This window comes from Sphingomonas yunnanensis, assembly GCF_019898765.1.
Classification (GTDB): domain Bacteria; phylum Pseudomonadota; class Alphaproteobacteria; order Sphingomonadales; family Sphingomonadaceae; genus Sphingomonas; species Sphingomonas yunnanensis.
Genome location: NZ_JAIOKB010000003.1, coordinates 289,195 through 313,801 on the forward strand (window position 1 = coordinate 289,195; position 24,607 = coordinate 313,801).

Consider the following 24,607-nt stretch of genomic DNA (forward strand, 5'->3'; position numbering starts at 1 on the left):
CCGGTCGTGATGGTAGCGCAGGTGACCAAGCCATCCTGAAGGCGATAGGCGATCCGCCGCCGCGACCGCGTCAGCGCCGCAGCGCGTCGGCTTGATGTTCGTGCCACGCCTGAAACATCAGGATGCTCCACAGGATATAATGCCAGTGGCGGCGTCCGCTGCGATGTTCCTCCCAGAGCCGCACGACCGGCTCGACCGCGAAGATGCCGTCCCGGCTGAGTCGCTCGCGCGAGAGCAGGGCGTCCGCCCAATCGCGCAGGGGACCGCGGAGCCACTCGGCGATCGGGACGCCGAAACCCATCTTGGGCCGATCGATCACGCTAGCCGGTACGTGGCGGTACAAGAGCTCCCGCAGGATATGCTTGCCGGTCTGGCCGCGCACCTTGGCGGAGAGCGGCAGCCGCCAGGCGAACGCGGTTACGTCCGGATCGAGGAACGGGACCCGTGACTCAAGGCTGACCGCCATGCTCGCCCGATCCACCTTGGTGAGGATGTCGCCCGGCAGATAGGACATCATGTCGAGATACATCATGGCATGGATCGGGCCGCCCAGGTCGGGCGGCGGCCGGTCGAGGATAGTCGCGGGGGGGGTGCCACCGATCACCAGCGCCCCCGGATCGGCGTGATGCGACACGAGCTGGCGGTACACCTGCCAATAGTCGCGCGCCTCGACGACGTCGGCCACCTTCGGCAGCCGGTCACGCACCGCGAAGTGCCGGTGCGCGGCGGGCAACAGCCCATTGACCGAGTGAGCCAGCCGCCCCGCCGCCGGGGAGCGCAGCACCCCTCCCGCGAGCGTACGCAGGCCGGACGGCATCCAGCCGGTCGCCTTCCAGATGCGATCGGTGAGGAAGTAACGGTTATAGCCACCGAACAGCTCGTCCCCGGCGTCGCCCGACAGCGCCACCGTGACATGCTCTCTGGTCATGCGGCTGACCAGATAGGTCGGGATCTGCGAGGAATCGGCGAACGGTTCATCCCAGATCGCCGGGAGCGCGGGGATCAGCGCCAGCGCGTCCTCGGGGGTGACGTAGAGCTCGCGGTGGTCGGTGCCGAGATGACGCGCGACCGCCTCGGCGACATCCGCCTCGTTATAGGCGCGGTCGGCGAAGCCGATGGTGAAGGTCTTCACCGGTCGAGTCGACTGACGTTGCATCAGCGCCACGATCAGCGAGGAGTCGATCCCGCCCGACAGGAAGGCGCCGAGCGGCACGTCGGCTTCCATCCGAAGCCCGATCGCGCGCGTCAGCACCGCCTCGGCCTCATCGACCAGGTCGGGCGTAACGCGCAGCGGATCCGCTACGCCGGCCCGGGCGACGGCGTCGAGCGACCAATAAGCGCGCGGCGGGGCCACGCCGCGTGCGGCGTCGAAGGTCACATGGTGCGCCGGCTCGAGCTTGAAGACCCCCTTCCAGATACTGTGCGGCGCCGGGATGTAATTGTGCCGCAGGAACAGCGTCAGCGCGTCGCGGTCGAGCTCGGCCCGGAACGAGGGATGCGCTTGTATCGCCTTGAGTTCGGAGGCGAACAGCAAGGTGCCGGCGATCTCGGCATAATAGAGCGGCTTCTCGCCGAACCGGTCACGCGCGAGGTGAAGGCGGCGTTCCTGCCGATCCCACAGCGCCAGCGCGAACATGCCGTTGAGCTTGGGAAGGGTCGCCTCCACGCCCCAGGCCGATATCGCCGCGAGCATCACCTCCGTATCGGAATGGCCGCGCCAAGCGATCGCTCCCGCTGCCTCCAATTCGGCGCGCAACTCCCGGTAATTGTAGATCTCACCGTTGTAGACGGTGACGTAGCGGCCGCATGGAGATGCCATCGGCTGGTGGCCGGCGGGTGAGAGGTCGATGATCGAGAGCCGGCGATGGCCCAGCGCCACGCCGCATGTCTCGTCGACCCAGACCCCCGCATCATCGGGGCCGCGATGGGCGATACAGTCCGTCATCGCGCGGACCTGTGCGGCAAGGTCGGTGCCGCCGCTCCGGGCGAGAAATCCTGCTATCCCACACATCAACGACAATCCTTGCACGATGTTTGCCGGGCACCACCGGCGTCCCGGCACCCTGAGTCGACGGTAGTCGAACCGCCCGACCACCGCGCACGCGCGCGGCAGTGAATGCGCCCCTCAATGACCATCGCTCAGCCGGCTCCCGCGCCAGACCCGGCGGTCGCATAGAGTGCCAGGTAGCGCTGCGCCACGGCGTCGATCGAGAAATGATCGAGGATCCGCCGCCGCGCCCGCGCACCCAGCGCGCGGCGCTCGGCGTCGGGCAGACGCGCGACGGCGTCCACCGCGTCGACGAGGTCGGCGGGGGCGGTGGAGCGCGCGATCGCGCCATCGTCGCCGACCAGTTCCGCCGAGGCGCCCACCGGGGTCACGACGCAAGGCGTAGCGCAGGCCATCGCTTCGCCGACGGCGTTGGGAAAGCCTTCGCCGTGCGATACGTTGCAGGCGATATCGAGTGCGACGTTCAGCTCGGCCACGTCGCGGCGGTCGCCGAGCAGCACGACCCGGTCGCGCAGGCCGGCGCCATCGACCATCGCCGCCAGTTCCTCGTTCCCGTCGTCGATGCCTTTGCCCGCCAGGACGAACGTCGCGCGCGGATGAAGTGTGGCGATGCGCTTCGCCATGAGGAAGAAGCCGGCGTGGTTCTTCCACGGGTCGAAGCGCGCGATCAGGCCGATCGCGAGCCGATCGTCGCCGAGCTTCAACGCGGCGCGAACGGCCCGCCGCGCTGCCGGGTCAGGGGCGAAGAGATCGACGTCGAAGCCGTTGGGGATGATCACCCGAGACCGGCGGGAGAAGCCCACCGCCTCATGGTCGCGCGCCGCCGATGCCGCATTGTAGATGATGCCTGCCGGCGCGCGCGAGCAGAGCGCCTGGAGCCGTACCAGCGCCCGCGTGGCCGGTTTGGTGAAGCGCTTGTGCGTCAGCGACTGTCGGACGTTCCAGTACATCGCCGCGCCGGGCGCCGCCGACCGGGCGAGCAGCGCGGCCATGTTGCCATGATACATCCACCCCTGGATCACGTCTGGGCGCCGCTCCAGGACTGACCGCCGCAGCGCGCGCAAGGAACGCAGGCCGGTGGTGTCGTCGCCCAGCAGCGTCGCGCCCGCGTCGCGCATTCTCTGCGACAGGACCCCGGCGCCGCTGAGGCTGAAGACGAGGTGTTCCACCTGCGGTGTCGCGGCGATCAGGCGCCACAGCATATGCTCGGCGCCTCCCGGCCCGAGCCCTGTGATGACATGCAAGATCCGCATTCGCGCCCCTTAGCCGTCTGCCACGCGCCGCGCCACCGCGCAGACGCGAACAGATTTGCCTCGGCGGCGGCGTTGCGCCAATAGCATCCGCGCTCGCCCTTCCACCGTGTAGCTACCTGACATGCCGATTGCGAAACAGATCAGAACCGTCCTAGTGGCCGCGGCGATCTGCGGCCTGTTCCTGGCGATGAACTGGGTCCAGCGGTTTCCCTATACGTTCCCAGACCTTAGGAATTATCGCCAGGGCTTCGAGAGCGGCTGGTATCTTTCCTCCGTGATGAATCTGGGGTGGGTGCGGTTGATCCTGTCAGAGGGATTGTGGGTGTACGGCTTCGACGCGCTCTGGCGCTGGACCGGGAACGTCGATCGCAGTTTCTTTATCGTCACGGCGCTGGCCACTTTCCTGATCGTATATTACATCTTCTACAGGACGCAGTCGCTGATCGCGGCGCTCTTCGTCTGTAATCCCGCTTATGTGAACTCCGTGGTCGAGCAGCTCCGCTCCGGACTGGCGACCGGCATCTTCCTGAACGCTACGCTGATCAGGAATCCGGTGATCCAGGTGCCGCTCTTCGTCTGCGCCATCGGGATCCACACGTCGTTCCTCCTCTTCGTGCTGTTCTATTACGCTTATGTCGCGGTCACCCGGGTCGGCATCAGGAAGCTGCTCGACGAGCGGCTGTGGCTCGGCATCGTCGCGGTGCTGCTGCTGGCGTTCATCATCGCGTACGTGCGCGATTTCGCGCTGACCGCGGTCGGGGACAGCAGGGCGTTCATCCAGGAAGACCAGACGTCGGGTATTCTCCTGGGTATCGCCTGGTCGCTGTTCATCGCCAGCTTCTACCTGTTCCGCAAGCAGGAAGAGTATAGTTTCGATCTCTACTTCTTCATGCTGAACGTCTTCATGTTTCTATCCTCGACCTATATGGGCGTATATGGTGCGCGGTTCGTCGCGATCGGCATCCCGTCGCTCGCGGCGCTGACGGTCCATCTGCGTAGCGATCGCCGCTACCTATTCTACGTTCATTATTTCACCTTCTCCGCCTTCTACTTCCTCGTGTGGATCAGCGTGTGAGGCGTGCTGCGGCGGCATGGTCGCGGCGCAGCGTCCTGCGCGGGATCGGTGCCGGCGCGGCGACGCTGCCCGCCGCGGCGTGCGCCGCCCCGCCGGACGCGCAGACCGTGCCCGATCTCGCGGCGCTGCGGGCGCTCGATCCGCGCGTGGGCGCGGCGCGGCTGACCGACCCCGGGCGAGCGGGGCTGTTCCGCTGGACCGTCGGCGATCACCGCGCGCAGGTCGCGCGGGACCCGCTCGGCGGCCGCTTCGTGGCGGCACGGAACGTGCCTGCCAGCGCCGGCGCATGGGTCCGCACGGGCGAGGTCCTGACGCCGGAGATGTTCGGGGCGGACCCGGGCCAGGCCGATCACAGCGCCGTGCTCGAGGCGCTGTTCGATCAGATCGCCCCCGGGCTCAGGCTTCGGCTCGACGCCCGCTACGTGCTGTCGCGCGGCCTCACCGTCGCGCGCAAGAGCGGCTTCGTGATCGAGGGCAGGGGCAGCATCGTGGTGAAAGCGGGGACGCCTGTCGCACACGGCTTCTGGATCCTCTACTTCAACGAATGTAGCAATTTCACCCTGGCCTCGCTCACGGTCGACGGCAACCGGGCGGCGCGCGCGCCGCGCGAGGTGCCGGCGCATACGGTCAATTTCCAGTCGTGCTCGCATTTCGAGTGCCGTGGCGTGCGCTCGATCAACGCGGTGTGCGACGGTTTCATCGTCTTCTCCGCCACGCCCGGGCGCGCCGACACGCGCTGCCATCATTTCCGCTTCGTCGATTGCGTCACCGACAATTGCTATCGCCAGGGTTGCTCGGTGATCGACGGGCACGACGGGCTGTTCGACGGCGGCTCTTACGGCAACACCAACGGCACGGCGCCGTCCGCCGGTATCGACCTCGAGTCGGACGCGGTCGCGCCGAATGGGGCGATCAGCGGCATCGTACTGCATCGCGTCCGCTTCGTCGGCAATCACGGTTATGGCCTGCTCGTATCACCCGTGGCCCGCCCCGAGAACATCGCCACGGTGGACTGCTCCTTCGAAAATAATCGGGCCGGCGCGATCTCATGGGGCGCCACCAGCGGACGGATCGCCAACGCCGTGATCCGCGGCTTCGCCGCGACGGCGACCCGCGGCGCGATCGACGTTCCGACCGGGGACGGCGCCAGATCCGATGCCGCGACGGCGATCACGTCGCCGCGCTTCGAGCGCGTGACGACGACGCGGGCCGAGAACCCGCTCGTCTATGTCCATTCTGCCGCCTTCACTCCCGTCGCGATCACCGGTCTTCGCGCGGCGGCCTGCGGCGCGATCGCGGGGCTCAACCGCGACGGCAGCAGCCTGGTAGACGCCGTCGTCGGTGCGTCGCTCGGTACGAACGACGGTGCGATCAGCGTCTCGGGCCGCGCCTGCACGGTCGCGCGCAACCGAGTCGCGCGGTTCTTCGGCTCCGTCGTGCTGGTGACCGGCAGCGACGTCGTGGTGCGCGCCAACATGCTCTCGGCGCCGCGGTTCAATGACGCGAACGGGGCGATCCGTATCCTCGCCGCGGGAGCGACGGTGCAGGACAACGTCATCGAGGGGGAGGGCGCGGTCGCGATCCGGCTGAACGAGCCAGCGCGCGCCGCGGACGGTAACCGGATCGCCGGCTTCGCGCGCGCGATCGCCGTCGCCGCGCGATGAGCGTTCCCGTCCCTCAAGCGGCCGACCGCCCTGACGTCGCGATCTTCCTGCCCTCGCTCGAGGGGGGCGGTGCGGAACGCGTGATGGCGATCCTCGCCAGCGGCATCGTCGCGCGGGGCTATCGCGTGGAGCTGGTGCTCGCGGCCGCGCGGGGTCCCTATCTCGCGGGGCTGGACCCGCGCGTCCGCGTCGTCGATCTCGGGACCGACAGTATCCTGCGCAGCGCCGTGCCCTTGGCGCGCTACCTGCGCGCACACAGACCCCGCGCGCTGCTGGCGGCGATGACCCATGCCAATGTCGTCGCGCTGATGGCGCACCGGTGGGCCGGCGGTGCCGGACGCGTCGTGATCAGCGAGCGGCTGAGCCTCACCGCCGCGCGCCGGCATCACCGCTCGTTCCACGATCGTGCGATCCGCGCGCTGATGTGGCCGACATATCGCTGGGCCGATCGCCTGATCGTCGTCGCCGAGGCGATGGTCGGGGAGTTCAAGCGGGCGCTGCGATTGCCGGACGATCGGCTCGCCTGCATCTACAATCCGGTGGTCGACGCGGCGCTGCTGGCGGCCGCGGAGCGGCCCTGTGAACACCCCTGGCTGAGCACCGACGCTTCGCTTCCAGTGGTGCTCGGCTGCGGGCGCCTCACCAACCAGAAGGATTTCGCCACCCTCATCGAGGCGTTCCGGCGCGTACGCCGACACCGTCCGGCGCGCCTGCTCATCCTCGGCGAGGGGGAGTCCCGCGCCGCGCTGATCGCGCAGGTGCGGGCCGCCGGGATTGAGCAGGACGTCGATCTACCGGGCTTCGAGGAGAACCCTTTCGCCTTCATGCGCCGCGCCGCCGTCTTCGTCCTGTCGTCGCGGTACGAAGGCATGCCAGGTGCGCTGGTGCAGGCGATGGCGTGCGGCGCCCCGCTGGTCAGTACCGACTGCCCGACAGGTCCCGACGAGATCCTCGAGAACGGCCGATGGGGGACGCTGGTCCCGGTGGGCGATGTCGCGGCGATGGCCGCGGCGATCGAGCGCGTCCTGGCGGCGCCCTCGCCCGACGCGCGCGCGCGCGCCGCGGCTTTCGCGGAGGAAACGGCGGTGACGCGCTATCTGGCCGCGCTCGGCCTGCCGGCGTACGCGGCCGGTGTCGCGGTGGCCGGGTCGCAGCGGCGCTAGCACCCGGCGTTGCGGCGACGGACGCGCAGGTCGCGCGCGCGCGCCATGGCGGCCAGCGGCCCCGCCGCGAGCAGCAACAGCCGGGCGGCGAGCGGGAGCGAGTCACGCGGCACGGTCGTGTCGAGGTGACGCTCGGCGCGACGGAGCCCGACGGCCAGCTTCGCGATCGCGCCGGGTGCGCGCCACCACCAATGCGCATAATGGTTGAGCGCGAACCGGTAATATTCGAGGTCGCCGGGCGCACGCTGGACTCGATCCAATGCGCTCAGCCGCGGCGCATCGTGATCGTGGAAGACGCGCACGGGCGTCTCGATGAAGCGGGTCTTGTACCGACGCGCGATGTCGAGCCAGACACGCCCCTCGGGGATGAAGCGCGACTCGACGCCCCGCGGGAAGGGGTGCGCTCGCAGCACCTCGGTTCGGTGAAAACCGACGCGCTCACCGGTCCAACCCAGGATGAAGGTGGCCTCGGCCGAGTCGCTGTCGACCGGAGAGCGCGCGACCGGCGCGCCGACGAGGCTGCCATGCTGGTCGACGCAACGCCCGGTGACACCGGTGAAGTGCGCCCGCTCGCGTGCCGGGATCGCGTGCCAGGTGGCAGCCAGCGTCGCGAGCGCGTCGGGCAAGAGTTCATCGTCGGAGTCGATCGTCAGGAACAGCGCGCCTCTCGCCTCGCGGACGCCGCGATCGAAGGCGACATGCTTGCCGCCATTGGGCTGCCGGAAGTAGCGGACTGGGAAGGCCGCGCGCGCGGCGAGACCGGCCAGCAGCGCCGGGGTCGCATCGGTCGATCCGTCGTCCACAACCAGCCACTCGAAACCGCGGTAGGTCTGGCGCGCGATGCTGTCGAACAGGCGCTCAAGCGTACCGGCGCGATCGTAGGTTGCGGTGAAGATCGTGAACTCAGGCGCCTCTGCGGCACGGTCGCGATCGTCGGTCATCGTCGGCGCCCGCCTCCTTACCGGTTCGCTGCCCGGGCGGACCCGGGCGGCCCCGCGCTAGGCTCACGCGCCGGGCAAGGCAAGCCCGGGAGGCGGCGCCGGCTTATGGTTTGACGCCGCCGCGACCGGGCTCTACCTGCACGGCGCAGGATCGACCCACGTCCGTGGCCCGCGACCGCCGTTCCCGAGCATCTTGTGTTTGCCGCTGTCAGAACCCTCTTCACCCGATCCGGAACGCTGAGGTCGTTCGGGCTCGTGATGATCTTCGCCGGCGGGGCGAAGATCGTCGGGCTCTCCAAGGAAGTGGCCGTCGCCGCGCGGTTCGGCATCGGTCCCGCGATCGACGCTTACCTCTTCCTGTTCAACATCCTCTCGACGCCGGTGTCGATCTGGTATGGCACCGTCTTCGCCACCGCGGTGCCCGCGATGATCCGGCTGCAACGCCGCTCGCCGGGCCGCGCGGACCGGTTCCGCGCGCAGCTCTTGGGCCTGTCGCTCGTCGCGGGCGGGATCGTCGGCGGCGCGGCTGGCATCGGACTATACGTCTTCGTCGCCGCCGGGCTGTCGGGACTCGACGCCGAGGCGATGCGCTCCGCATGGGTCATGCTGCCGTGGCTATGGCTGATGATTCCCTGCCTGTTCGTGGCGCAATATGGCGCCTCGTGCCTGATGGCGCGCGACCTTCACACCAACAGCCTCTACGATGGCGCCCCCGCGCTCATCATCCTGCTGGCGATGCTGCTGCTGCCCGCCACGGTGAGGACGCTGGCGATCGCGACCGTGCTGGGCAGCCTGCTCCAGCTCGCGCTCACGCTGCACAGCATGGTGCGATCGGGCGACCTGCGCGGGATCGCGCTGCGCTACAGCAGCGGGCTGTGGAAAGGCTTTTGGCCCGTCTTCGTGGTGATGCTTGGCGTCCAGTGCCTGCAGTCTGTCTCGTCGGTGATCGACCAGCTGATCGCGGCGCAGCTGCCGACCGGGTCGCTGTCGACGTTCGGCTATGCCTTGCGCGTACAGGGCACGTTCTTCACGCTGATCGCCCTCGCGGTTCCGCGCGTCCTGCTGCCGGCGCTGACCGCGATCGCCGACGCCGACGCGGAGGAGAAGCGACGTTTCGTGCGTCGCTGGTCGCTGTTCCTCGGCGCGGTGAGCGGGGCGGTCGCGATCGTCGTCGGGCTATGGTCGCGATCCATCGTCCAACTCCTGTTCGAGCGCGGTTCGTTCACGGCGCAGGACACCGCTGCGGTCGCGTCGCTGCTGGCAGTGATGGTCTGGCAATTGCCTTTCTACACCTGGGCCATGCTCTTCTCGCAACAGCGGATCTCGGACGGTCACCACCGCAGCGTCGCCGTGATCACGGCGTCGGTGCTGGCGTTCAAGCTGACGGTCGGTCTAGCCCTGGTGTGGCAGTTCGGGCTTTTCGGCTTGGCCGTCTCCGCCGTGGCGGTGTACGCCTTCCACGCCGGCGCCCTGTGGTTTTCGCGATCGCGCGAGCGGCAAGGAGACTCGAGTTGAAGGGCATATTGCGGCAGCTCGGGCGGTTGAGCCCTGACATCCGGTACGTGCGCGCGATCTCCACGCGTGTGTTGACGCCGATCCACCACGCGCTCGGTTACGACGGCGGGACTGTCGACGTACTTGGCTCGCGGATGACCTTGGATCCGCGCGAGTGCGTCGACAATCGCCTGTGGTTCCAACCACACCTCTACGATCGCGAGGAGCGGGCGTTCGTGGTTGAGCACGCCACGCCGGGGGTATTCCTCGACGTCGGCGCAAATATCGGCTTCTGGAGCCTGTTCCTCGCACGTCAGTTCGCCGGAGCGCGCGTCGTGGCGATCGAGGCCAATCCGAAGACCGCCGATATCCTGCGGCACAATGTCGCCATCAACGGTTATGACAACATCGAGGTGCTGGAGACCGGCGTCGGCCCCGAACGCGGCGATTTCGACCTTTACCTCAACACGACGGGCAATCGCGGCGGCGACTCGTTCGTGGCCGATACCTCGCGGGCGCACCGGATCAAGGTCGAGGTGGAACGTCTCTCGACGCTGATCGAGCGCCACGGCATCGGCGCGATCGAGTTCATGAAGATCGACGTTGAAGGCATGGAAGAGGGCGTGTTCACCGAGCTTTTCGTCCATCTTCCGCGCGCCGCGTGGCCGCGGTTGATCTGCGTGGAGACGCTGCACTCGCCGAACATCGCCGCGCTGCTCGAGCGTCACGGCTACGCGGCGGTGTTGACGGCGAGGGAGAACAGTATCTTCCGCCGATCGGCTGACTGACTGCGGCTATCGCCGGTTTAAATCCGCCGCGCGGTCGCGTACAGGCCCGCCATGCGTGCCGATCGCCTGTACCACAACCTCCGCCCGAGTGCCGCCTTCCTTCTTTTCTGCGCCCTGCTGGCGGTGCTGCTGGTGGCTGGCGGAGCCTCGCGCCCCGACGTGATGGGGCAGGCGGTGGTGCGCGCCGCGGCGTGGGCCACGCTGGCGGTCGCGGCCGTGTGCAGCCCGAGGCCCGATCTGCGCGCGGTGCGCGCGCCGCTGCTGATCCTGTCGGCCGCGCTCCTTCTCGTCCTGCTGCAACTGGTGCCGCTGCCCGCGTCGATCTGGCAGGCGCTACCGGGGCGGGCGCCGTTCGGTGCGGTGGCTGGCCTGCTGGGCGAGCCGCAGCCATGGCGCGCGCTCGCGATCGTGCCGGACGCAGCGATCAATGCCGCCTCATCGCTGGTGGTGCCGTTCGCCGCGTTGCTCCTCATGGCCGCCGTGTCCGAGCGCGAGCGCGACTGGGTGCCCGCGCTGCTGCTCGCGCTTATCCTGGTCTCGACCCTGATCGGCCTGCTGCAATTCTCCGGCCTCAGCTTCGACCATCCGCTGCTCAACGACACGCCCGGCGACGTGAACGGCGGGCTGGCCAATCGCAACCACTTCGCGCTGCTTCTTGCGATCGGCTGTCTGTTGAGTTTCCGCTGGGCCTTCCCCGACGGACGCAGCGCACGCTGGCGCCTCCCGCTCGCCTTCGGCCTGGTCCTGCTGCTGCTGCTCACCATTCTGGCGACCGGATCGCGCATGGGCATGGTGCTGGGCGTCGTCGCGCTGGTGATCGGTCCGCTGACGGTGCGTCGTGCGATCCGGCACGAGCTGCGCCGCGTCCCGCGCTGGATCGTCGTCGCCACCATCGGAGGGGCGGTGCTGATGATCGCGACACTCATCCTGCTGAGCGTGGCGGCCGACCGCGCCGCCTCGATCGACCGGGCGTTCGGCATGGACGCCGCACAGGACATACGCGCGCGCGCGCTGCCGACCGTGCTGTCGATGATCGCGCGCTACTTTCCGGTCGGCGCGGGCTTCGGCGGCTTCGATCCGCTCTTCCGCATCGCTGAGCCGTTCCGGCTGCTCAAGCCCACCTACTTCAACCACGCCCACGACGATTTCCTCGAGGTGCTGATCGACGGCGGCGTCGCCGGGGCGGTGCTCCTCCTCGCGGCGGTCGGCTGGTGGGCGGTGGCGAGTGTGCGCGCATGGCGCGGCGGCGCGACGAACGCCCGCCTCGGCTCGGCGGCGCTCCTGCTCGTCTTCATCGCCAGCCTCTCGGATTACCCGGCGCGCACGCCGATCGTCATGGCGGTGGTCGCCGTCGCCGCGACGTGGCTCGCCACCCGGCGTGAGCGCGCCCGACCGTCGCAAGGCTAACTTTACCCGTCGATTGGCAGAAGCTATGAGCGTATACCTGTCTAAGCCTCCCCGGAAATTCTCACCGCGCATGCGTACGCTCTGTATCGCCTTGTCGGCGGCCGCTCTCCTGTCAGGATGCGCGGCCCCCCAGCAGATCACTTCGACCGAGCGACTGACCGTGATCCAGGGTAGCAGCGTGCTGCCACCACCCAACCGCGGCGATCTCACCGCCTCCGATCGACCCGCCCTTATCGGTCCGCTCGACACGATCCAGGTCGACGTGTTCAACGTGCCCGACCTCTCGCGGGAGATGCAGGTCGACGCCAGCGGGCGGATCGCGATGCCGCTGGTCGGCACGGTCGACGCGCGCGGCCGCACCGCGGAGGAGCTATCGCGCACGATCGAGGCGGCGCTGCGCACCCGCGGCGTGCGCAGGCCCGAGGTGATCGTCAACATCAAGAGCTCGGTGAGCCAGGTCGTCACCGTCGATGGCCAGGTGGTCGAGCCAGGCCTCTATCCGGTGACCAACCAGATGACGCTGCTGCGCGTGGTCGCCTCGGCGCGAGGCCTGTCCGAATTCGCGCGGCAGGACGATGTGGTGGTGCTCCGCACCGTCGACGGGCGCCGCATGGCCGGCCTGTACAATATCGCCGCCATCCGCCGCGGCGCCTATGACGACCCGCCCGTCTACGCCAATGACATCATCATCGTCGGCGATTCGCCCCAGCGGCGCCTGTTCCGCGACATTGTCTCGGTCTCGCCGCTCATCGCGGCTCCCCTGATCGCCCTGCTGCAATAGGAAGCCGTGATGAATTCGTTGACATCGAACCTGCGCGTCGGTGCCGCGGTTCCGGCGTTACCTACGGGGCCGCTCGCGCCGGACCCGAACCAGATCTCGCCGATCCGGCAATATATCCGCATCGCGATCCGCTGGCGGTTCATCATCATCGGCGTCACTGCCGCCGTCATGGTGCTCGGTCTGATCGTGACGCTGCTCATGACCCCGAAATATACCGCGACGGCGACGATCGAGATTGCGCGCGAGTCCAGCCAGGTCACCAGTTTCCAAGGGGTGGAGCGCGAGACCAGCCTGGCCGACCAGGAATTCTACCAGACACAATACGGTCTGCTGCGCTCACGCTCGTTGTCGGAGCGCATCGCCGCGCAGCTGCGACTGGTCGACGATCCGGCTTTCTACGCGCTGTACCGGGTGAAGCGCGACGACGATGCCTTCCGGCAAGTCAACGGCCGTTATCCCGCGGTCGGGCGCGCCGATCGCGTGCGCGTCGCCGGTGAGATCCTGCGCCGCAATCTTAGCGTGGCTCCGGCACGGTTGTCGCGGCTCGTCGACGTCGGCTTCACCAGCCCGGATCCTGCCTTCTCCGCAAAGGTCGCCAACGCCTGGGCGGAAAATTTCATCCAGATCAACCTGGAGCGCAAGATCCAGGCGACCTCCTACGGGCGTAACCTGCTGCAGCGTCAGCTCAGCCAGCAGAAGGAGCGGTTCGACGAGTCGCAGCGTCAGTTGGTCGCCTACGCCTCGCAGCAGAAGATCATCAACCTGCCGGCCCAGCAGACCGCCGACGGATCGACCTCGGAGCGCTCGATCGTGGCGGACGATCTCGCAACGTTGAACGCGCTGCTGTCGCAGGCCACGTCCGACCGCATCGCCGCGGAGGCGCGCTATCGCGAGACCGGTGCGGCCGGGGTCTCCGCCGAGGCGATGCGCAACCAGGCCATCAACGTGCTGCGCCAGCACCGCGCCGAGTTGCGCGCGGACTATCAGCGGCTGATGACCCAGTTCGAGCCGACCTACCCGGCGGCGGAGGCGATCAAGTCGCAGCTCGACCAGCTCGACCGCAGCATCGCGAGCGAGGAGCGCCGCGTCACCAGCTCGGTCCTGTCCGACTATCGTACTGCAGTGGAGCGCGAGAAGGCGCTGCAGGCACGCGTCGAGCGGTTGAAGACGAGTTACCTCGACCTGCGCCGCCGCAGCATCCAGTACAATATCTACCAGCAGGAGGTCGACACCAACCGCGCGCTGTACGAGGGCCTGCTCCAGCGCTTCAAGGAGATCGGCGTCGCCGGCGGCGTCGGCGTGAACAATGTGTCGGTGGTGGACGAGGCCGACGTGCCGCGTCGTCCGTCCTCGCCGCGCGTGTTGGTCAATCTCGCGCTTTCGCTGATCCTCGGCTCCATGCTCGGCGTCGGCCTCGCGCTGATCCTCGAGCGCATGGACGAGGCCATCGCCGACCCGGCCGAGGTCGAGCGCCGCCTGGGCCTGCCGCTGCTGGGTTCGGTGCCGAAGGTCGACGGGGCGACGCCGAAGGAGGCGCTGCTCGATCGCAAGTCGGATCTGTTCGACGCGTATCTCGCGATCCAGACCAACCTGGCCTTCACGACCGAACATGGCGTGCCGCGGTCGTTCGCGGTCACCTCGACCCGTCCCGCCGAGGGCAAATCGACCACGGCGCTGGCGCTGGCCACCACCCTGTCGCGCGCGCAGCGGAAGGTGATCCTGGTCGACGGCGATATGCGGTCGCCGTCTGTCCACCATCTCGGCGGTGTGGATCACGCGCGCGGGTTGAGCAACTTCCTGAGCGGCGAGCAGGAGATCGAGCCGCTTACCTTCGCAATGACGGAGCTCGGCTTCACCGCCATGTCGGCCGGGCCGATCCCGCCCAACGCAGCCGAACTGCTCACGGGCAATCGCCTGGCGATCCTGATCGAGCGGTTGCTGCAGCATTACGACCATGTCGTGATCGACAGCCCGCCTGTGATGGGGCTGGCGGACGCGCCTTTGATCGCGAGCAAGGTGGAAGGCGTCGTCTATGCGGTCGAGTCACACGGCATCCGGTCGACGTTGGTGAAGACCGCGCTGGCGCGTCTGGCCGCGGCCAATGCGCGGATCGTCGGCGGCGTTCTCACCAAGTTCGAGGCGCGCAAGGCCCATTACGGCTACGGCTATGAATACGGCTATGGCTACGGGCGCGACCGCGCCGCCGAGAAGCGTCGAGCGGAGGGCTGATGGCGCGTCGACCGTCCCGTCAGCCCCGCTCGCCCGCGGTCTGGGGCGCGCGCGCGGCGCTCGCCCTCGCGGCGACCGCGCTCGGCTATGCGGCGACGGTGCGGTCGATCGCTGACGCGGTGCGCGCGCAGCAGCCCGAGCGTGGCTATGCGCTGGCACCCGGCGACGCCAGGGTGCTCGCCAACCTGGCCGAACGCTGGTCGGGGCCGGACGCGACCGCGGCGCAGCGCGCGCGCGCGGATGTGCTGGCACGCGGCGCGCTGCGGCGCGACCCCAGCGCGGTGAGCGCCGTCGCCACGCTCGGCCTCGACGCGCAGATCCGCGGCGACACGGCCGCGGCACGGCGCTGGTTCGGTTATTCGGAAGCCCTCTCGCGGCGCGATTTGCGCACGCAATTATGGTTGATCGAGGACAAGGTGGCGCGCGGCGATATCGCCGGCGCGCTGCGCCATTATGATATCGCGCTGCGCACGTCGCGGTCCGCCGCCGGGATCCTCTTCCCCGTCCTGGGCGGTGCAATCGCCGATCCGACGATCCGGTCCGCGCTGATCCGGACGATGGCGGGTGAACCCGCCTGGTCGCCCTTCTTCGTCGCGGACGTCGCGACGGGCGACAATGATCCACGCGCGGTTGCCCTGCTGTTCCAGGGGCTGAGCTCGGCGGGTGTCAAGCTGGACGACCGCGCGCGCTCGCAGGTAATCGCGCGGCTTGTCCAGAACGATGCGATCGATGCGGCCTGGGCGGCCTATGAGTCGATGCGGCCCCACGCCCGCCGGACCGAGGCGCGGGACCCGCGGTTCCGCGCGCAGCTCGCCGACCCGACCCCGTTCGACTGGCAACCGGTCAACGACGCGGGCATATCGGTCGGCATACAGCGCGGCGAGGGCGGGGGCGTGGTCGACTTCGTCGCGCCGGCGAGTGTCGGCGGCTCGCTGCTGCGCCAGTTCCAGTGGCTACCCCCCGGTGACTATATGCTCGAGGGGCACAGCATCGACGTCAACCAGCCGCCCCAGTCGCAGCCCTATTGGACGCTGACGTGCGGCGACGGCCGCGAACTGGGCCGCGTCGAGGTGCCGTCGTCCGCTCGCGCGAACGGCCGTTTCTCCGGCCGTCTGACGGTCCCGGCGGACTGTCCGACACAGAACCTCTCGCTGAACGCGCGGCCGAGCGATTCGGTCGGGGGCACGGTGGGGCAGATCGATCGCCTGTGGCTACGCCCCGCGGCGAGGGCGGCCCGATGAAAGTGGCGCTGGCGCTGGCGCTCCTGTGGCTGGGTACCGGCGCGGCCGCAGCGGCGCAGCAGTCCACGCCATCGACCGCGACGACGGCCGATGATTCGAGTCCGTCACGGCTGGCGACCTCCTCGGCGGGCACGACCGGGCAGCGACAGAGCCGGGAGATCACCGCGAAGGAAGTGGGGATCGAACCCATGGCCCGCATCGACGATCGCATCGCCAATCGCGTCGAGTCACGCATCCGCAACCGCCTCGATCGCTTCTACGACCCTCAGGCCAATGCGCTGTCGCCGTTCAAGGATGCGGGCGAGAAAGCGCGTACCGCTGCACGCAAGTTGCGACGCTAAACGCCCGGGTGGACCGCGTCCCACAGCGGCGGGGCGGCGCTCGCGATCGGCTGCCACCAGTCGCGGTGATCCAGGTACCAGCGCACCGTGCTGGCGAGGCCATCGGCCAGGCCGCGTCGTGGCGACCAGCCGAGCTCGCTCCTGATCAGGCCGGCGTCGATGGCGTAGCGGAAGTCGTGGCCCGGCCGATCCGCGACGAATGCGATCGCGGCGGCGTGCGGCGCGGCGCCGGGCCGCGGTGCCATGCCGTCGAGGATCGCGCATAGCTCCCGCACGATGGACAGGTTACGACGCTCCGTATCGCCGCCGATGAGATAGCGCCGCCCCGGCACGCCGCGCGCCAGCACCTGGAGCAGCGCGTCGACATGATCGTCGACGTGGAGCCAGTCGCGCACCTGCTCGCCCGCGCCGTACACGGGGATCGCGGCGCCGCGCAACGCCCGCACGATGGTCAGCGGGATCAGCTTTTCCGGATGCTGCCACGGGCCGTAATTATTCGAGCAGTGCGTCTGGAGGACGGGCAGGCCGTAGCTATGCCCCCATGCCGCCACCAGATGGTCCGCGCCCGCCTTGGAGGCGGAATAAGGGGACCGCGGTTCGACCGGGCTGGTCTCGTCGAACCGACCCTGTTCCCCCAGTGCGCCGAACACCTCGTCGGTCGAGACGTTGAGCAAGCGGAAGGCCGCCGCCGCGGCCGCCGGCAGCCGCGCCCAATAGCCACGGGCCGCGCTCAGTAACTGGAACGTGCCCAGCACGTTGGTGGTGATGAAGTCGTCCGGGGCGCGAAGCGATCGGTCGACGTGGCTCTCGGCGGCGAGGTGTACAACCGCGTTCGGGCGGAACGAGTCGAACAGGCGGGTCAGCAAGGCGCCATCGCGGATGTCGCCGTGGACGAAGCGGCAGTGGCCGGTCCGACGTGCCGCGGCGATCGCGTCGATCGAGGCGGCATAGGTCAGGGCGTCGACGACCAGCAGCTCGGCGGCGGCGTCGTGGCTCAGCCGACGTACCAGCGCCGAGCCGATGAACCCCGCGCCCCCGGTGATGAGGATGCGCATCCGTTCGTCGCTTTGCGGTCCGCGCCGCGTCAGATCCTGTGGCGCCATCACCGTCTCCGCTCGCAGATAGCAACCGCTCGCGGCGGCCCAGCCCCGGGCGCGAGGCATCGGGCCGACGCTCCCGCCAGGCAAGCGGTGTCGGACGCCGTCCCCGATCAGTTCGCGGCAGTGCCTGCCTCGCCCGCGTCGATCAGAAGTTCAGCCCGAAGAACTCCTCGAGCTTCTCGCCGACATAGTCGAAATGCTCCTGCCCGAGCGCGGGATAGAGGCCGATCCAGAAGCTGTCGTTCATCACCCGGTCGGTGTTGGTCAGCTCGCCCACCACCCGATAGTTGATATGCTCGAAATAGGGCTGGCGCGTGAGATTGCCCGCGAACACCAGGCGCGTGCCGATCTTGTTCTGGTCGAGGAAGCGGGTGAGATCGACCCGCTTGGCGTCGACACCCTGGCGCAGCATCAGCGGGAAGCCGAACCAGGACGGATCCGAGTTGGGCGTCGCCTCGGGCAGGATGAAAATCTCCTCCAGCGAGCGCAGCCGCTCGGTCAGCAGCGCGAAGTTGCGCCGCCGCGCCGCCACGAACCCCTCGGCGCGATCGAGCTGCGCCAGGCCGCACGCCGCCTGCATGTCGGTGATCTTGAGATTGTAGCCGAGGTGGGAATAGACGTATTTGTGGTCGTAGCCGAACGGCAGCGAGCCGTGCTGCTGGCCGAACCGGACGCCGCACGTGTTGTCGCAGCCGGGCGCGCAGTAACAGTCGCGGCCCCAGTCGCGGATGCTCTCGATGATCGGGCGGAGCTCGGCCGACTGGGTGAAGACCGCGCCGCCCTCGCCCATGGTGATATGGTGCGCGGGATAGAAACTGACGGTGGCGACGTCGCCCCACAGGCCCACCTTCTTGCCGTCATAGGTAGCGCCCAGCGCGTCGCAGCAATCCTCGACCAGCCACAGGTCGTGCGCGTCGCAGATCCGCCGCACCTCGGCGAGGTTGAAGGGATTGCCGAGCGTGTGCGCGATCATGATCGCGCCGGTCTTCTCGGTGATCGCCGCCTCGATCAGGCCGGCGTCGATGTTGTAGGTGGGCACGTCGACGTCGACGAAGACGGGGATGAGGCCGTGCTGGATCGAGGGATTGACCGTGGTGGGAAAGCCCGCCGCGACGGTGATCACCTCGTCGCCCGGCTTCAGCCGGCGGTCACCCAGCTTGTGGCTGGTGAGGCACGACAGCGCCAGCAGGTTGGCCGACGACCCCGAGGTGGTGGTGAGCACGTGCGGCGCGCCCAGCAGCGTCGCCAGGCCTGCCTCGAAGGCGGTGTTGAAGCGGCCGGTGGTGAGCCAGCCGTCGAGCGACGCCTCCACCATCAGTTCCAGCTCGGGCGCGCCGATCACCTTGCCCGCGGGCGGGATCGCGGTCTCGCCGGGCACGAACGGGCGCGGCGCGAACTGGGCCTCGGCATAGCGGCCGACAAGCTTGCGGATTTCCTGGCGGAGGTCGTCAGCGGTCATGAAAGTCCTGGATCCTAAGCAGCTACGGGGACGGCGGCGAACTGCGCCACCTCGTCGAGACAATAAGCGCGCATGTCGGCGCCGGCGTGCCAGGCGCGCTGCCACGCGACGATGCGCGCGAGCGCCTCGTCGAGCGACCAGCGCGGCTGCCAGCCGAGCGCCGCGCGCGCCTTGGAGATATCGAGCTTGAGATAATGCGCCTCGTGCGGCTGCGCGCGCGCGTCGCGTTCCCACGCCGCGCCGTCGCCCCACAGCGCGCACAGCCGCTCGACGATCCATTGCACCGGGCGCGCGTCGTCGTCGCGCGGGCCGAAGTTCCACGCCGCGGCGGCGCGCGCCGGATCGTGCCACAGCGCCTCGCACAGCACGAGATAGCCCGAGAGCGGCTCGAGCACGTGCTGCCACGGGCGGATCGCGTGCGGGTTGCGGATCGGCACCGGCTGGCCCGCGGCGATCGCGCGCAGGATGTCGGGGATCAACCGGTCGATCGCCCAGTCGCCGCCACCGATCACGTTGCCCGCGCGCGCCGAGGCCAGCGCGGACGCGTCCGCGGCACCGAAGAAGGAACGGCGGTAGGCCGAGGTCACGAGCTCGGCGCAGCCCTTGGAATTGCTGTACGGGTCGTACCCGCCCATCGCCTCGTCCTCGCGATAGCCCCACGGCCACTCGCGATTCTCGTAGCATTTGTCGGTCGTGACGACGCAGGTGGCGCGCACCGTCGGCGCCTGGCGGACCGCCTCGAGCAAGTGCACCGTACCCATCACGTTGGTGGCATAGGTGCCGACCGGATCGTCGTAGGAGGCGCGCACCAGCGGCTGGGCCGCCATGTGGATCACCACCTCGGGCGCGGCGGCGGTGAGCGCGGCGGCGAGCGCGTCACTGTCGCGGATGTCGCCGATCAGCGAGGTCATGCCAGCGGCGACGCGCGCCGCCTCGAACAGCGCCGGGTCGGTCGGCGGCGCGAGCGAGAAGCCGGTCACCGCCGCGCCCATCTGCTGCAGCCACAGCGACAGCCAGCTGCCCTTGAAGCCCGTGTGCCCCGTCAGGAAGACGCGCCTGCCCGCCCAGAATCCCGGATCGACCCGGCCGTTCACCAGATGCACCACGGCGCCTTGCCGCTATCCCACATCGTGTTGAGCTGCTGCTTCTCGCGCAGCGTGTCCATCGGCTGCCAGAAACCATGATGCTCATAGGCCATCAGTTCGCCGTCCGCGGCGAGCCCGCGGAGCGGCTCCTGCTCCCACAAAGTGTCGTCGCCCGCGATATAGTCGAGCACGCGCGGCGACAGCACGAAGAAGCCGCCGTTGATCATGCCGCCGTCGCCCTGCGGCTTTTCCAGGAAGTGGGTGACCTGTCCGGCCTCGATCTCCAGCGCGCCGAAGCGGCCGGGCGGATAGGTCGCCGTCATGGTCGCCGCCTTCCCGTGCGCGCGGTGGAACGCGATCGAGGCCGTGACGTCGATGTCGCCGACGCCGTCGCCGTAGGTGAACAGGAACAGCTCCTCGTCGCGGACATGGTCCGCCACGCGGCGCAGCCGCCCGCCCGTCTGCGAGTCGTCGCCGGTGTCGACCAGGGTCACCGTCCAGGGTTCGGCGCGGCGCTCGTGCACGATCATCTTGTTCGCCTTCATGTCGAACGTCACGTCCGACATGTGGAGGAAGTAATTGGCAAAATACTCCTTGATCACATAGCCTTTGTAGCCGCAGCAGATGACGAAGTCGGTCACGCCATGGGCGGCGTAGATCTTCATGATGTGCCACAGGATCGGGCGGCCACCGATCTCGATCATCGGCTTGGGTCGAAGGCTGGTCTCCTCCGCGAAGCGCGTCCCGAGACCGCCGGCCAATATGACTGCCTTCATGATTCTGACCTAGTTCGAGCTGACGAAAGCGTCGGAGAAGAAGCGCGTCGGCGGTAGCCCGAGCGCCAGCAGCGCGCCGCGCGCCGCGGCGATCATCGCATTGGACCCGCACGCGTATACCACCGTGTCGCGCGGATCGAGCCCGGCGCGGAGCGCGGCATCCTGGACGTAGCCACGCGCGCCGGGCCAACCCGCGGCCTCGCCGGAGAGCAAGTGGTGGACCGCCACGTCGAGCCCGAGCGTGACCGGATCCCAGCAGAAATTGTCGCGCGCGCGATTGCCCCAGAAGACGCTGAGTCGATGCTGGGCGGCGCGCGCCGGATCGGCGGCGAGTTCTTCCAGCAGCGCCTTGACCGGCGCGATCCCCGTCCCCGTCGCCAGGAATACCAAGTGCGTGGGCGCCGAGTCGCGCAGGAAAAAGGTGCCGAACGGCCCCTCGATCCGGAGCAGGTCGTTGACCGCAGCCTCATCGAACCAGAACGCGCTCAGCACCCCCCCGGGGTAGCGCCGCACGATCAGCTCGAGCAGCCCGTCGGCGCGCGGCGCGTTGGCGAGCGAGTAGCTGCGGCGCACGTCGCGCGCGATCACGTCGACATATTGGCCGGGAAGAAAGCGCAGCGGCGAGGCGGGGGGCGTCCTCAGCACCACCTTGACGATGTCCGGCGCGAGGCGCTCGAGCGCGGCGATCCGCGCGGGGATGGTACGCGTCTCGATCCCGGCGAGACGATCGAGCGGCTCGACGTCGAGCGTCAGGTCACTCGCGGCGGCGCGGCAGCAGGTCAGGATGAGCCCGCGCCCCGCCTCCTCCGCGGTGAGGCCCTCGTCCTCGCCGCGCAGCATGAGCGTCTCGCCCGAAACGACCGGCGCCTTGCAGATGCCGCAGCGCCCGGTGCGGCAGCTATATTCCAGCGCCACCCCGCTCGCGCGCGCGGCGTCGAGGATCGACGTCGCGGGATCGGCCGGGAAGCTGCGCTGGTTACGAAGGACGACATGCGGCATCGAGGACGCTGATACCGCCAGATTCTGCTCAGTCCAGCGTTGTAGTCACGGAACCTGCCGATCCGGTCGCGACGATAGGGTCAATCCGGGCCGCGACAGGTGACCATCATGATCGCCGCGCCGCCGAAGTCGCGACAGCGCCAGCCCAGCCGCCGCAGCCACGCGGCGCGCGGCCGCTCGCGCGTGCCCGGCACGCTCGCGTCCGCCAGCCAGATCAGCGAGTCGATCTGCCCGCGCGCGATCGCGCCGCGGATCACCGACGAGGGTAGGGTGTTCGCCGGCTGATCGAGCACCGTCACCGCCACTGGCGCGCGCGCCTGGCGCGGCCCGAAGCCGATCACCTCGGCGATGCGATCCGGCTCGCTGATCCGCCCGGTGGGGCTGTCCCACAGGAAGCCGAGGCGTGTCGCGTGCTGCGCCACCAGCCAGTCGCTCGGGCGGCCGAGGTTGAGATTGTAGCGGACCTCGTCGGTCGGCTCCTGCCACTGGCCCGCGATCCGGCCGGCGGTGGAGGCGGCGAACAGGGCGAGCACGAGCCCGGGCAGCAGCGTCACCGCGAGACCGACGCGTCGCACCCACAGTGTCACGCCGAACAGCGCGGCGGGGGCGGTCATGAAGGTGTAACGCCACACGAAGCTCGGGCGCAGCATGCCGATGAGGAGGAGCAGCGCGAGGGTGAGAACCGCCGACCAGGCGACCGCGGCGTCGGCGCGCGACACGTCGCGCCAGCGCCAGCGCGGTGCGACGAGCGCGGCGAGCAGCGCGGCGACGGCACAGCCGCCGAGCATGGTCGAGCCGAGGAAGATCAGCGGCAGGCGACCCACGTCGGCGAGCCCGACCAGCGGGTACCAGGCCCCTGCGGCGGCGAAGTGCGCCAGCAGCGAGAGGTGGAACGCCATCCAGCCGGCCACGGGCAACAGCAGCAGGAGCGCCGGGGCGAGCCGCAGCGAGTCGCGCGGCCGCAGCGCCAGAAGCAGCAGTCCCTGGACCAGCGACAGCAGCGCGGCGTGATAATGCGTGAGCACCGCGACGCCCGACAGCGCCACCCACGTCGCGGCGCGCGCCGACGTCGGGCGGTCGAGCAGGCGGCGGAAGCCGATCGCCTGGGCGGTCGTCACCAGCAGCAACAGCGCGTAGCAGCGCGCGTTGGTGGCGGTGGACAGGCCGGGCAGCCACAAGGCCAGCAGCGCCGCCCAGTACAGCCGCGTCGCGCGATCGGGATGGCCCCAGCGCAGGATCAGCAGCGGCGCTCCCAGCGAGGCGACCATGCTGAAGGCGCGGAGCGCCGCCAGGCTCGTCCCGAACAGCGCGGCCCAGCCCCAGAGCAGGACGTAATAGACCGGGCCGCCGATCTCGTGGAGGCACCAGTCGAGTAGCGCGCGCGCGCTCGGCTGCGCCGCGATCACGCCGGAGAAGGTCTCGTCGAAGCCGAACGGCGCGGTCCAGCCGGACAAAGCGCGCCCCGCCACGGCCAGCACGATGACCCCGGTCGCGATCGGCCACAGCGGCATCGCTGCGGTGCGCGCGTCGGGTGACAGGGAGAGCGCCGTGGTCGCCATGGCATCCTTATGCCTGCGGGCGCCTAGCATCTGGTTAATGACGCGCTTCGGGTCAGCCGGCGCGGACGGTCCCGCCCGGCATGTCGCGCGCGATCGCGTCGCCCGGCAACGCGCCGCGGCGCAGGCATTGCGCCGGGTCGCGCCGGCGCACGCGCTCGCAGTCCCAGCGAGCGCGCGGCTCGCCCGCGTCCGCGCGCTCGTAGCGGAAGGTCAGCGCGTCAGCCTGTTCCAGGCTGAGCGGCAGCGCGCGCGCGACCTGACCGGGGTCGCGCCACGCCAGCACGGTGCAGCGCGCCCGCTCGCCGCACAGCGCGCGGGCGCGCGCCAGATCGCCGCCCGCGTCGCTCGCGGCGCGGATGAGGAAGAGGTCGGGATCGCTCGCGCTCGACAGCACCGGCCGCACCGGGCCGCGCGCCGGCGGGCCATCCGCCGCGATCGCGCGCTGCGCACCCGAGAGGAGCGCGAGCCGCATCTCGCCGGGTTCGCCGCGCGCCAGCGTGCCGCGATAGGCGGCCGCGGCGCCCCAGCCGCCGCGCCAGCGATAGAAGATGTGCGGTCCCACCTGCGCGACGCGCATGAGGGCGCCGCTCCAGTACGGTACCATCCAGTCGGCGTGGTAATGGGTGGCCAGCCCGACCGGCGCGTAGACCGCGCCGTCGAGCGCCTCGCTGGCGGCGGCGCGCGCGCGCGCCCAGGCGGCCGACGAGGGCGCGCGCCGTGTGAGCGCGCCGTCGCAGGTGAAGGTGAACTGGCAGCCGGTGCGACGCTCCGCGCCCTGGAAGACGACGGCGCAGATCGTCTTGGGGAAGGCGGGATGGCGGACGCGGTTGAGCACCACCTGCATCACCGCGCGCTGGTCGTCGCGGCGGTCGCCGGCCTCGTAGAAGCCCGCCGCGGCGAGACAGTCGACCGCGCGCGCGGCGTCCGCGCCGGCGAGCGAGGTGGCGAGCGGCGCGGCGGCGGGGCCGGTGCGTTCCCGCTCGGCCTGCGCACCGTTGATCGCGCGCGCGATCGTGGGCGCGATCGGGCGAAAGCGCAGCGGCTCGACCGCGGGCGGGCGGGGCGCGGACGGTGCGTCGTCGACGCTGGCACGCGGCGGGGCGGCCGCACCGAGCGCCGCGAGCGCGCTCAGCGCCACGAGCGCGGCGGCGCGACGCGGACGGGAGGCGGTGGCCGCTGAGACGGGCAGGCGCGGCCTGCCGGCCCGCGCCGCAGAGGTGGCGAACATGCGGGCGCTATACGCG

20 protein-coding genes are annotated in these 24,607 nt (G+C 69.7%); 10 read left to right on the forward strand and 10 right to left on the reverse strand.

All coding sequences use genetic code 11. The features are described 5' to 3' along the window. Positions 1 to 70: 70 nt before the first annotated feature. Positions 71 to 2,011: an asparagine synthase (glutamine-hydrolyzing) gene (asnB, locus tag K7957_RS11030; protein WP_223012034.1), complete on the reverse strand. Its 1,941-nt coding sequence runs from the start codon at positions 2,009 to 2,011 to the stop codon at positions 71 to 73. A gap of 128 nt (positions 2,012 to 2,139) precedes the next feature. After that, a complete protein-coding gene (locus tag K7957_RS11035; protein WP_223012035.1) occupies positions 2,140 to 3,261 on the reverse strand; it encodes a glycosyltransferase in 1,122 nt (373 codons plus the stop codon). 154 nt (positions 3,262 to 3,415) lie between these two features. On the opposite strand from K7957_RS11035, the gene K7957_RS11040 reads away from it, so the two are divergent. From K7957_RS11040 to K7957_RS11050, 3 genes are read left to right on the forward strand one after another with little or no spacing between them, the layout of a single operon-like run. Beyond that, positions 3,416 to 4,336, forward strand: a complete 921-nt coding sequence (locus K7957_RS11040; protein ID WP_223012036.1) for an EpsG family protein — start codon at positions 3,416 to 3,418, stop codon at positions 4,334 to 4,336. Next, positions 4,333 to 6,000, forward strand: coding sequence for a hypothetical protein (locus tag K7957_RS11045; protein WP_223012037.1), 1,668 nt, complete (start codon positions 4,333 to 4,335; stop codon positions 5,998 to 6,000). The genes K7957_RS11040 and K7957_RS11045 overlap by 4 nt, the downstream gene beginning before the upstream one ends. Further along, positions 5,997 to 7,163: a glycosyltransferase gene (locus tag K7957_RS11050; protein WP_223012038.1), complete on the forward strand. Its 1,167-nt coding sequence runs from the start codon at positions 5,997 to 5,999 to the stop codon at positions 7,161 to 7,163. The genes K7957_RS11045 and K7957_RS11050 overlap by 4 nt, the downstream gene beginning before the upstream one ends. Here K7957_RS11050 and K7957_RS11055 read toward each other — a convergent pair. Continuing rightward, on the reverse strand, positions 7,160 to 8,104 hold the full coding sequence (locus K7957_RS11055) for a glycosyltransferase family A protein (RefSeq protein ID WP_223012039.1): 945 nt from the start codon (positions 8,102 to 8,104) through the stop codon (positions 7,160 to 7,162). The genes K7957_RS11050 and K7957_RS11055 overlap by 4 nt on opposite strands. A gap of 258 nt (positions 8,105 to 8,362) precedes the next feature. Here K7957_RS11055 and K7957_RS11060 point away from each other — a divergent pair, with 258 nt between their 5' ends. The 7 genes from K7957_RS11060 (at position 8,363) to K7957_RS11090 (ending at position 16,385) form a co-directional block, all read left to right on the forward strand. Then, positions 8,363 to 9,619 (forward strand): lipid II flippase MurJ, encoded by a 1,257-nt coding sequence (locus K7957_RS11060; protein ID WP_223012040.1) that lies wholly within the window; start codon positions 8,363 to 8,365, stop codon positions 9,617 to 9,619. Then, on the forward strand, positions 9,616 to 10,386 hold the full coding sequence (locus tag K7957_RS11065) for an FkbM family methyltransferase (RefSeq protein ID WP_223012041.1): 771 nt from the start codon (positions 9,616 to 9,618) through the stop codon (positions 10,384 to 10,386). Before K7957_RS11060 ends, K7957_RS11065 begins: the two co-directional genes overlap by 4 nt. 174 nt (positions 10,387 to 10,560) lie before the next feature. Then, positions 10,561 to 11,793, forward strand: coding sequence for an O-antigen ligase family protein (locus K7957_RS20400; RefSeq protein WP_223012042.1), 1,233 nt, complete (start codon positions 10,561 to 10,563; stop codon positions 11,791 to 11,793). 178 nt (positions 11,794 to 11,971) lie between these two features. Further along, positions 11,972 to 12,574: a polysaccharide biosynthesis/export family protein gene (locus K7957_RS11075; RefSeq protein ID WP_343228379.1), complete on the forward strand. Its 603-nt coding sequence runs from the start codon at positions 11,972 to 11,974 to the stop codon at positions 12,572 to 12,574. 9 nt (positions 12,575 to 12,583) lie between these two features. Next, positions 12,584 to 14,803 (forward strand): GumC family protein, encoded by a 2,220-nt coding sequence (locus K7957_RS11080; RefSeq protein ID WP_223012044.1) that lies wholly within the window; start codon positions 12,584 to 12,586, stop codon positions 14,801 to 14,803. Next, on the forward strand, positions 14,803 to 16,044 hold the full coding sequence (locus K7957_RS11085) for a tetratricopeptide repeat protein (RefSeq protein ID WP_223012045.1): 1,242 nt from the start codon (positions 14,803 to 14,805) through the stop codon (positions 16,042 to 16,044). Before K7957_RS11080 ends, K7957_RS11085 begins: the two co-directional genes overlap by 1 nt. Next, positions 16,041 to 16,385, forward strand: coding sequence for a hypothetical protein (locus K7957_RS11090; protein ID WP_223012046.1), 345 nt, complete (start codon positions 16,041 to 16,043; stop codon positions 16,383 to 16,385). The genes K7957_RS11085 and K7957_RS11090 overlap by 4 nt, the downstream gene beginning before the upstream one ends. Here K7957_RS11090 and rfbB read toward each other — a convergent pair. The 7 genes from rfbB to K7957_RS11125 all read right to left on the reverse strand — a co-directional run bounded on the left by rfbB (position 16,382) and on the right by K7957_RS11125 (position 24,591). Then, entirely contained in the window at positions 16,382 to 17,440 is a 1,059-nt protein-coding gene (gene rfbB, locus K7957_RS11095; RefSeq protein WP_223012047.1) for a dTDP-glucose 4,6-dehydratase, read from the reverse strand. The genes K7957_RS11090 and rfbB overlap by 4 nt on opposite strands. Positions 17,441 to 17,630: 190 nt before the next feature. Then, positions 17,631 to 18,944 (reverse strand): lipopolysaccharide biosynthesis protein RfbH, encoded by a 1,314-nt coding sequence (rfbH, locus tag K7957_RS11100; RefSeq protein ID WP_223012048.1) that lies wholly within the window; start codon positions 18,942 to 18,944, stop codon positions 17,631 to 17,633. Positions 18,945 to 18,958: 14 nt separating this feature from the next. Then, a complete protein-coding gene (gene rfbG, locus K7957_RS11105) occupies positions 18,959 to 20,047 on the reverse strand; it encodes a CDP-glucose 4,6-dehydratase (RefSeq protein ID WP_343228380.1) in 1,089 nt (362 codons plus the stop codon). Then, the gene (rfbF, locus tag K7957_RS11110; protein ID WP_223012050.1) at positions 20,035 to 20,805 is read right to left on the reverse strand and encodes a glucose-1-phosphate cytidylyltransferase; all 771 of its coding nucleotides are present in this window, start codon (positions 20,803 to 20,805) and stop codon (positions 20,035 to 20,037) included. The genes rfbG and rfbF overlap by 13 nt, the downstream gene beginning before the upstream one ends. 9 nt (positions 20,806 to 20,814) lie before the next feature. Next, positions 20,815 to 21,804, reverse strand: a complete 990-nt coding sequence (locus tag K7957_RS11115) for an FAD-binding oxidoreductase (RefSeq protein ID WP_223012051.1) — start codon at positions 21,802 to 21,804, stop codon at positions 20,815 to 20,817. Between the two features lie 80 nt (positions 21,805 to 21,884). Next, positions 21,885 to 23,363 (reverse strand): hypothetical protein, encoded by a 1,479-nt coding sequence (locus K7957_RS11120; RefSeq protein WP_223012052.1) that lies wholly within the window; start codon positions 23,361 to 23,363, stop codon positions 21,885 to 21,887. Between the two features lie 52 nt (positions 23,364 to 23,415). Continuing rightward, complete coding sequence (locus K7957_RS11125; protein WP_223012053.1) at positions 23,416 to 24,591, reverse strand: cell wall hydrolase; 1,176 nt, start codon at positions 24,589 to 24,591, stop codon at positions 23,416 to 23,418. Positions 24,592 to 24,607: the final 16 nt, after the last annotated feature.

What these genes read in the sequence shown, in the direction of transcription:
- asnB (WP_223012034.1), bottom strand. Translation starts at nt 2,011, where the DNA reads ATGTGTGGGATAGCAGGATTTCTCGCCCGGAGCGGCGGCACCGACCTT.
- K7957_RS11035 (WP_223012035.1), bottom strand. Translation starts at nt 3,261, where the DNA reads ATGCGGATCTTGCATGTCATCACAGGGCTCGGGCCGGGAGGCGCCGAG.
- K7957_RS11050 (WP_223012038.1), top strand. Translation starts at nt 5,997, where the DNA reads ATGAGCGTTCCCGTCCCTCAAGCGGCCGACCGCCCTGACGTCGCGATC.
- K7957_RS11055 (WP_223012039.1), bottom strand. Translation starts at nt 8,104, where the DNA reads ATGACCGACGATCGCGACCGTGCCGCAGAGGCGCCTGAGTTCACGATC.
- K7957_RS11060 (WP_223012040.1), top strand. Translation starts at nt 8,363, where the DNA reads ATGATCTTCGCCGGCGGGGCGAAGATCGTCGGGCTCTCCAAGGAAGTG.
- K7957_RS11080 (WP_223012044.1), top strand. Translation starts at nt 12,584, where the DNA reads ATGAATTCGTTGACATCGAACCTGCGCGTCGGTGCCGCGGTTCCGGCG.
- K7957_RS11085 (WP_223012045.1), top strand. Translation starts at nt 14,803, where the DNA reads ATGGCGCGTCGACCGTCCCGTCAGCCCCGCTCGCCCGCGGTCTGGGGC.
- K7957_RS11090 (WP_223012046.1), top strand. Translation starts at nt 16,041, where the DNA reads ATGAAAGTGGCGCTGGCGCTGGCGCTCCTGTGGCTGGGTACCGGCGCG.
- rfbB (WP_223012047.1), bottom strand. Translation starts at nt 17,440, where the DNA reads ATGCGCATCCTCATCACCGGGGGCGCGGGGTTCATCGGCTCGGCGCTG.
- rfbH (WP_223012048.1), bottom strand. Translation starts at nt 18,944, where the DNA reads ATGACCGCTGACGACCTCCGCCAGGAAATCCGCAAGCTTGTCGGCCGC.
- rfbF (WP_223012050.1), bottom strand. Translation starts at nt 20,805, where the DNA reads ATGAAGGCAGTCATATTGGCCGGCGGTCTCGGGACGCGCTTCGCGGAG.
- K7957_RS11115 (WP_223012051.1), bottom strand. Translation starts at nt 21,804, where the DNA reads ATGCCGCATGTCGTCCTTCGTAACCAGCGCAGCTTCCCGGCCGATCCC.
- K7957_RS11120 (WP_223012052.1), bottom strand. Translation starts at nt 23,363, where the DNA reads ATGGCGACCACGGCGCTCTCCCTGTCACCCGACGCGCGCACCGCAGCG.
- K7957_RS11125 (WP_223012053.1), bottom strand. Translation starts at nt 24,591, where the DNA reads ATGTTCGCCACCTCTGCGGCGCGGGCCGGCAGGCCGCGCCTGCCCGTC.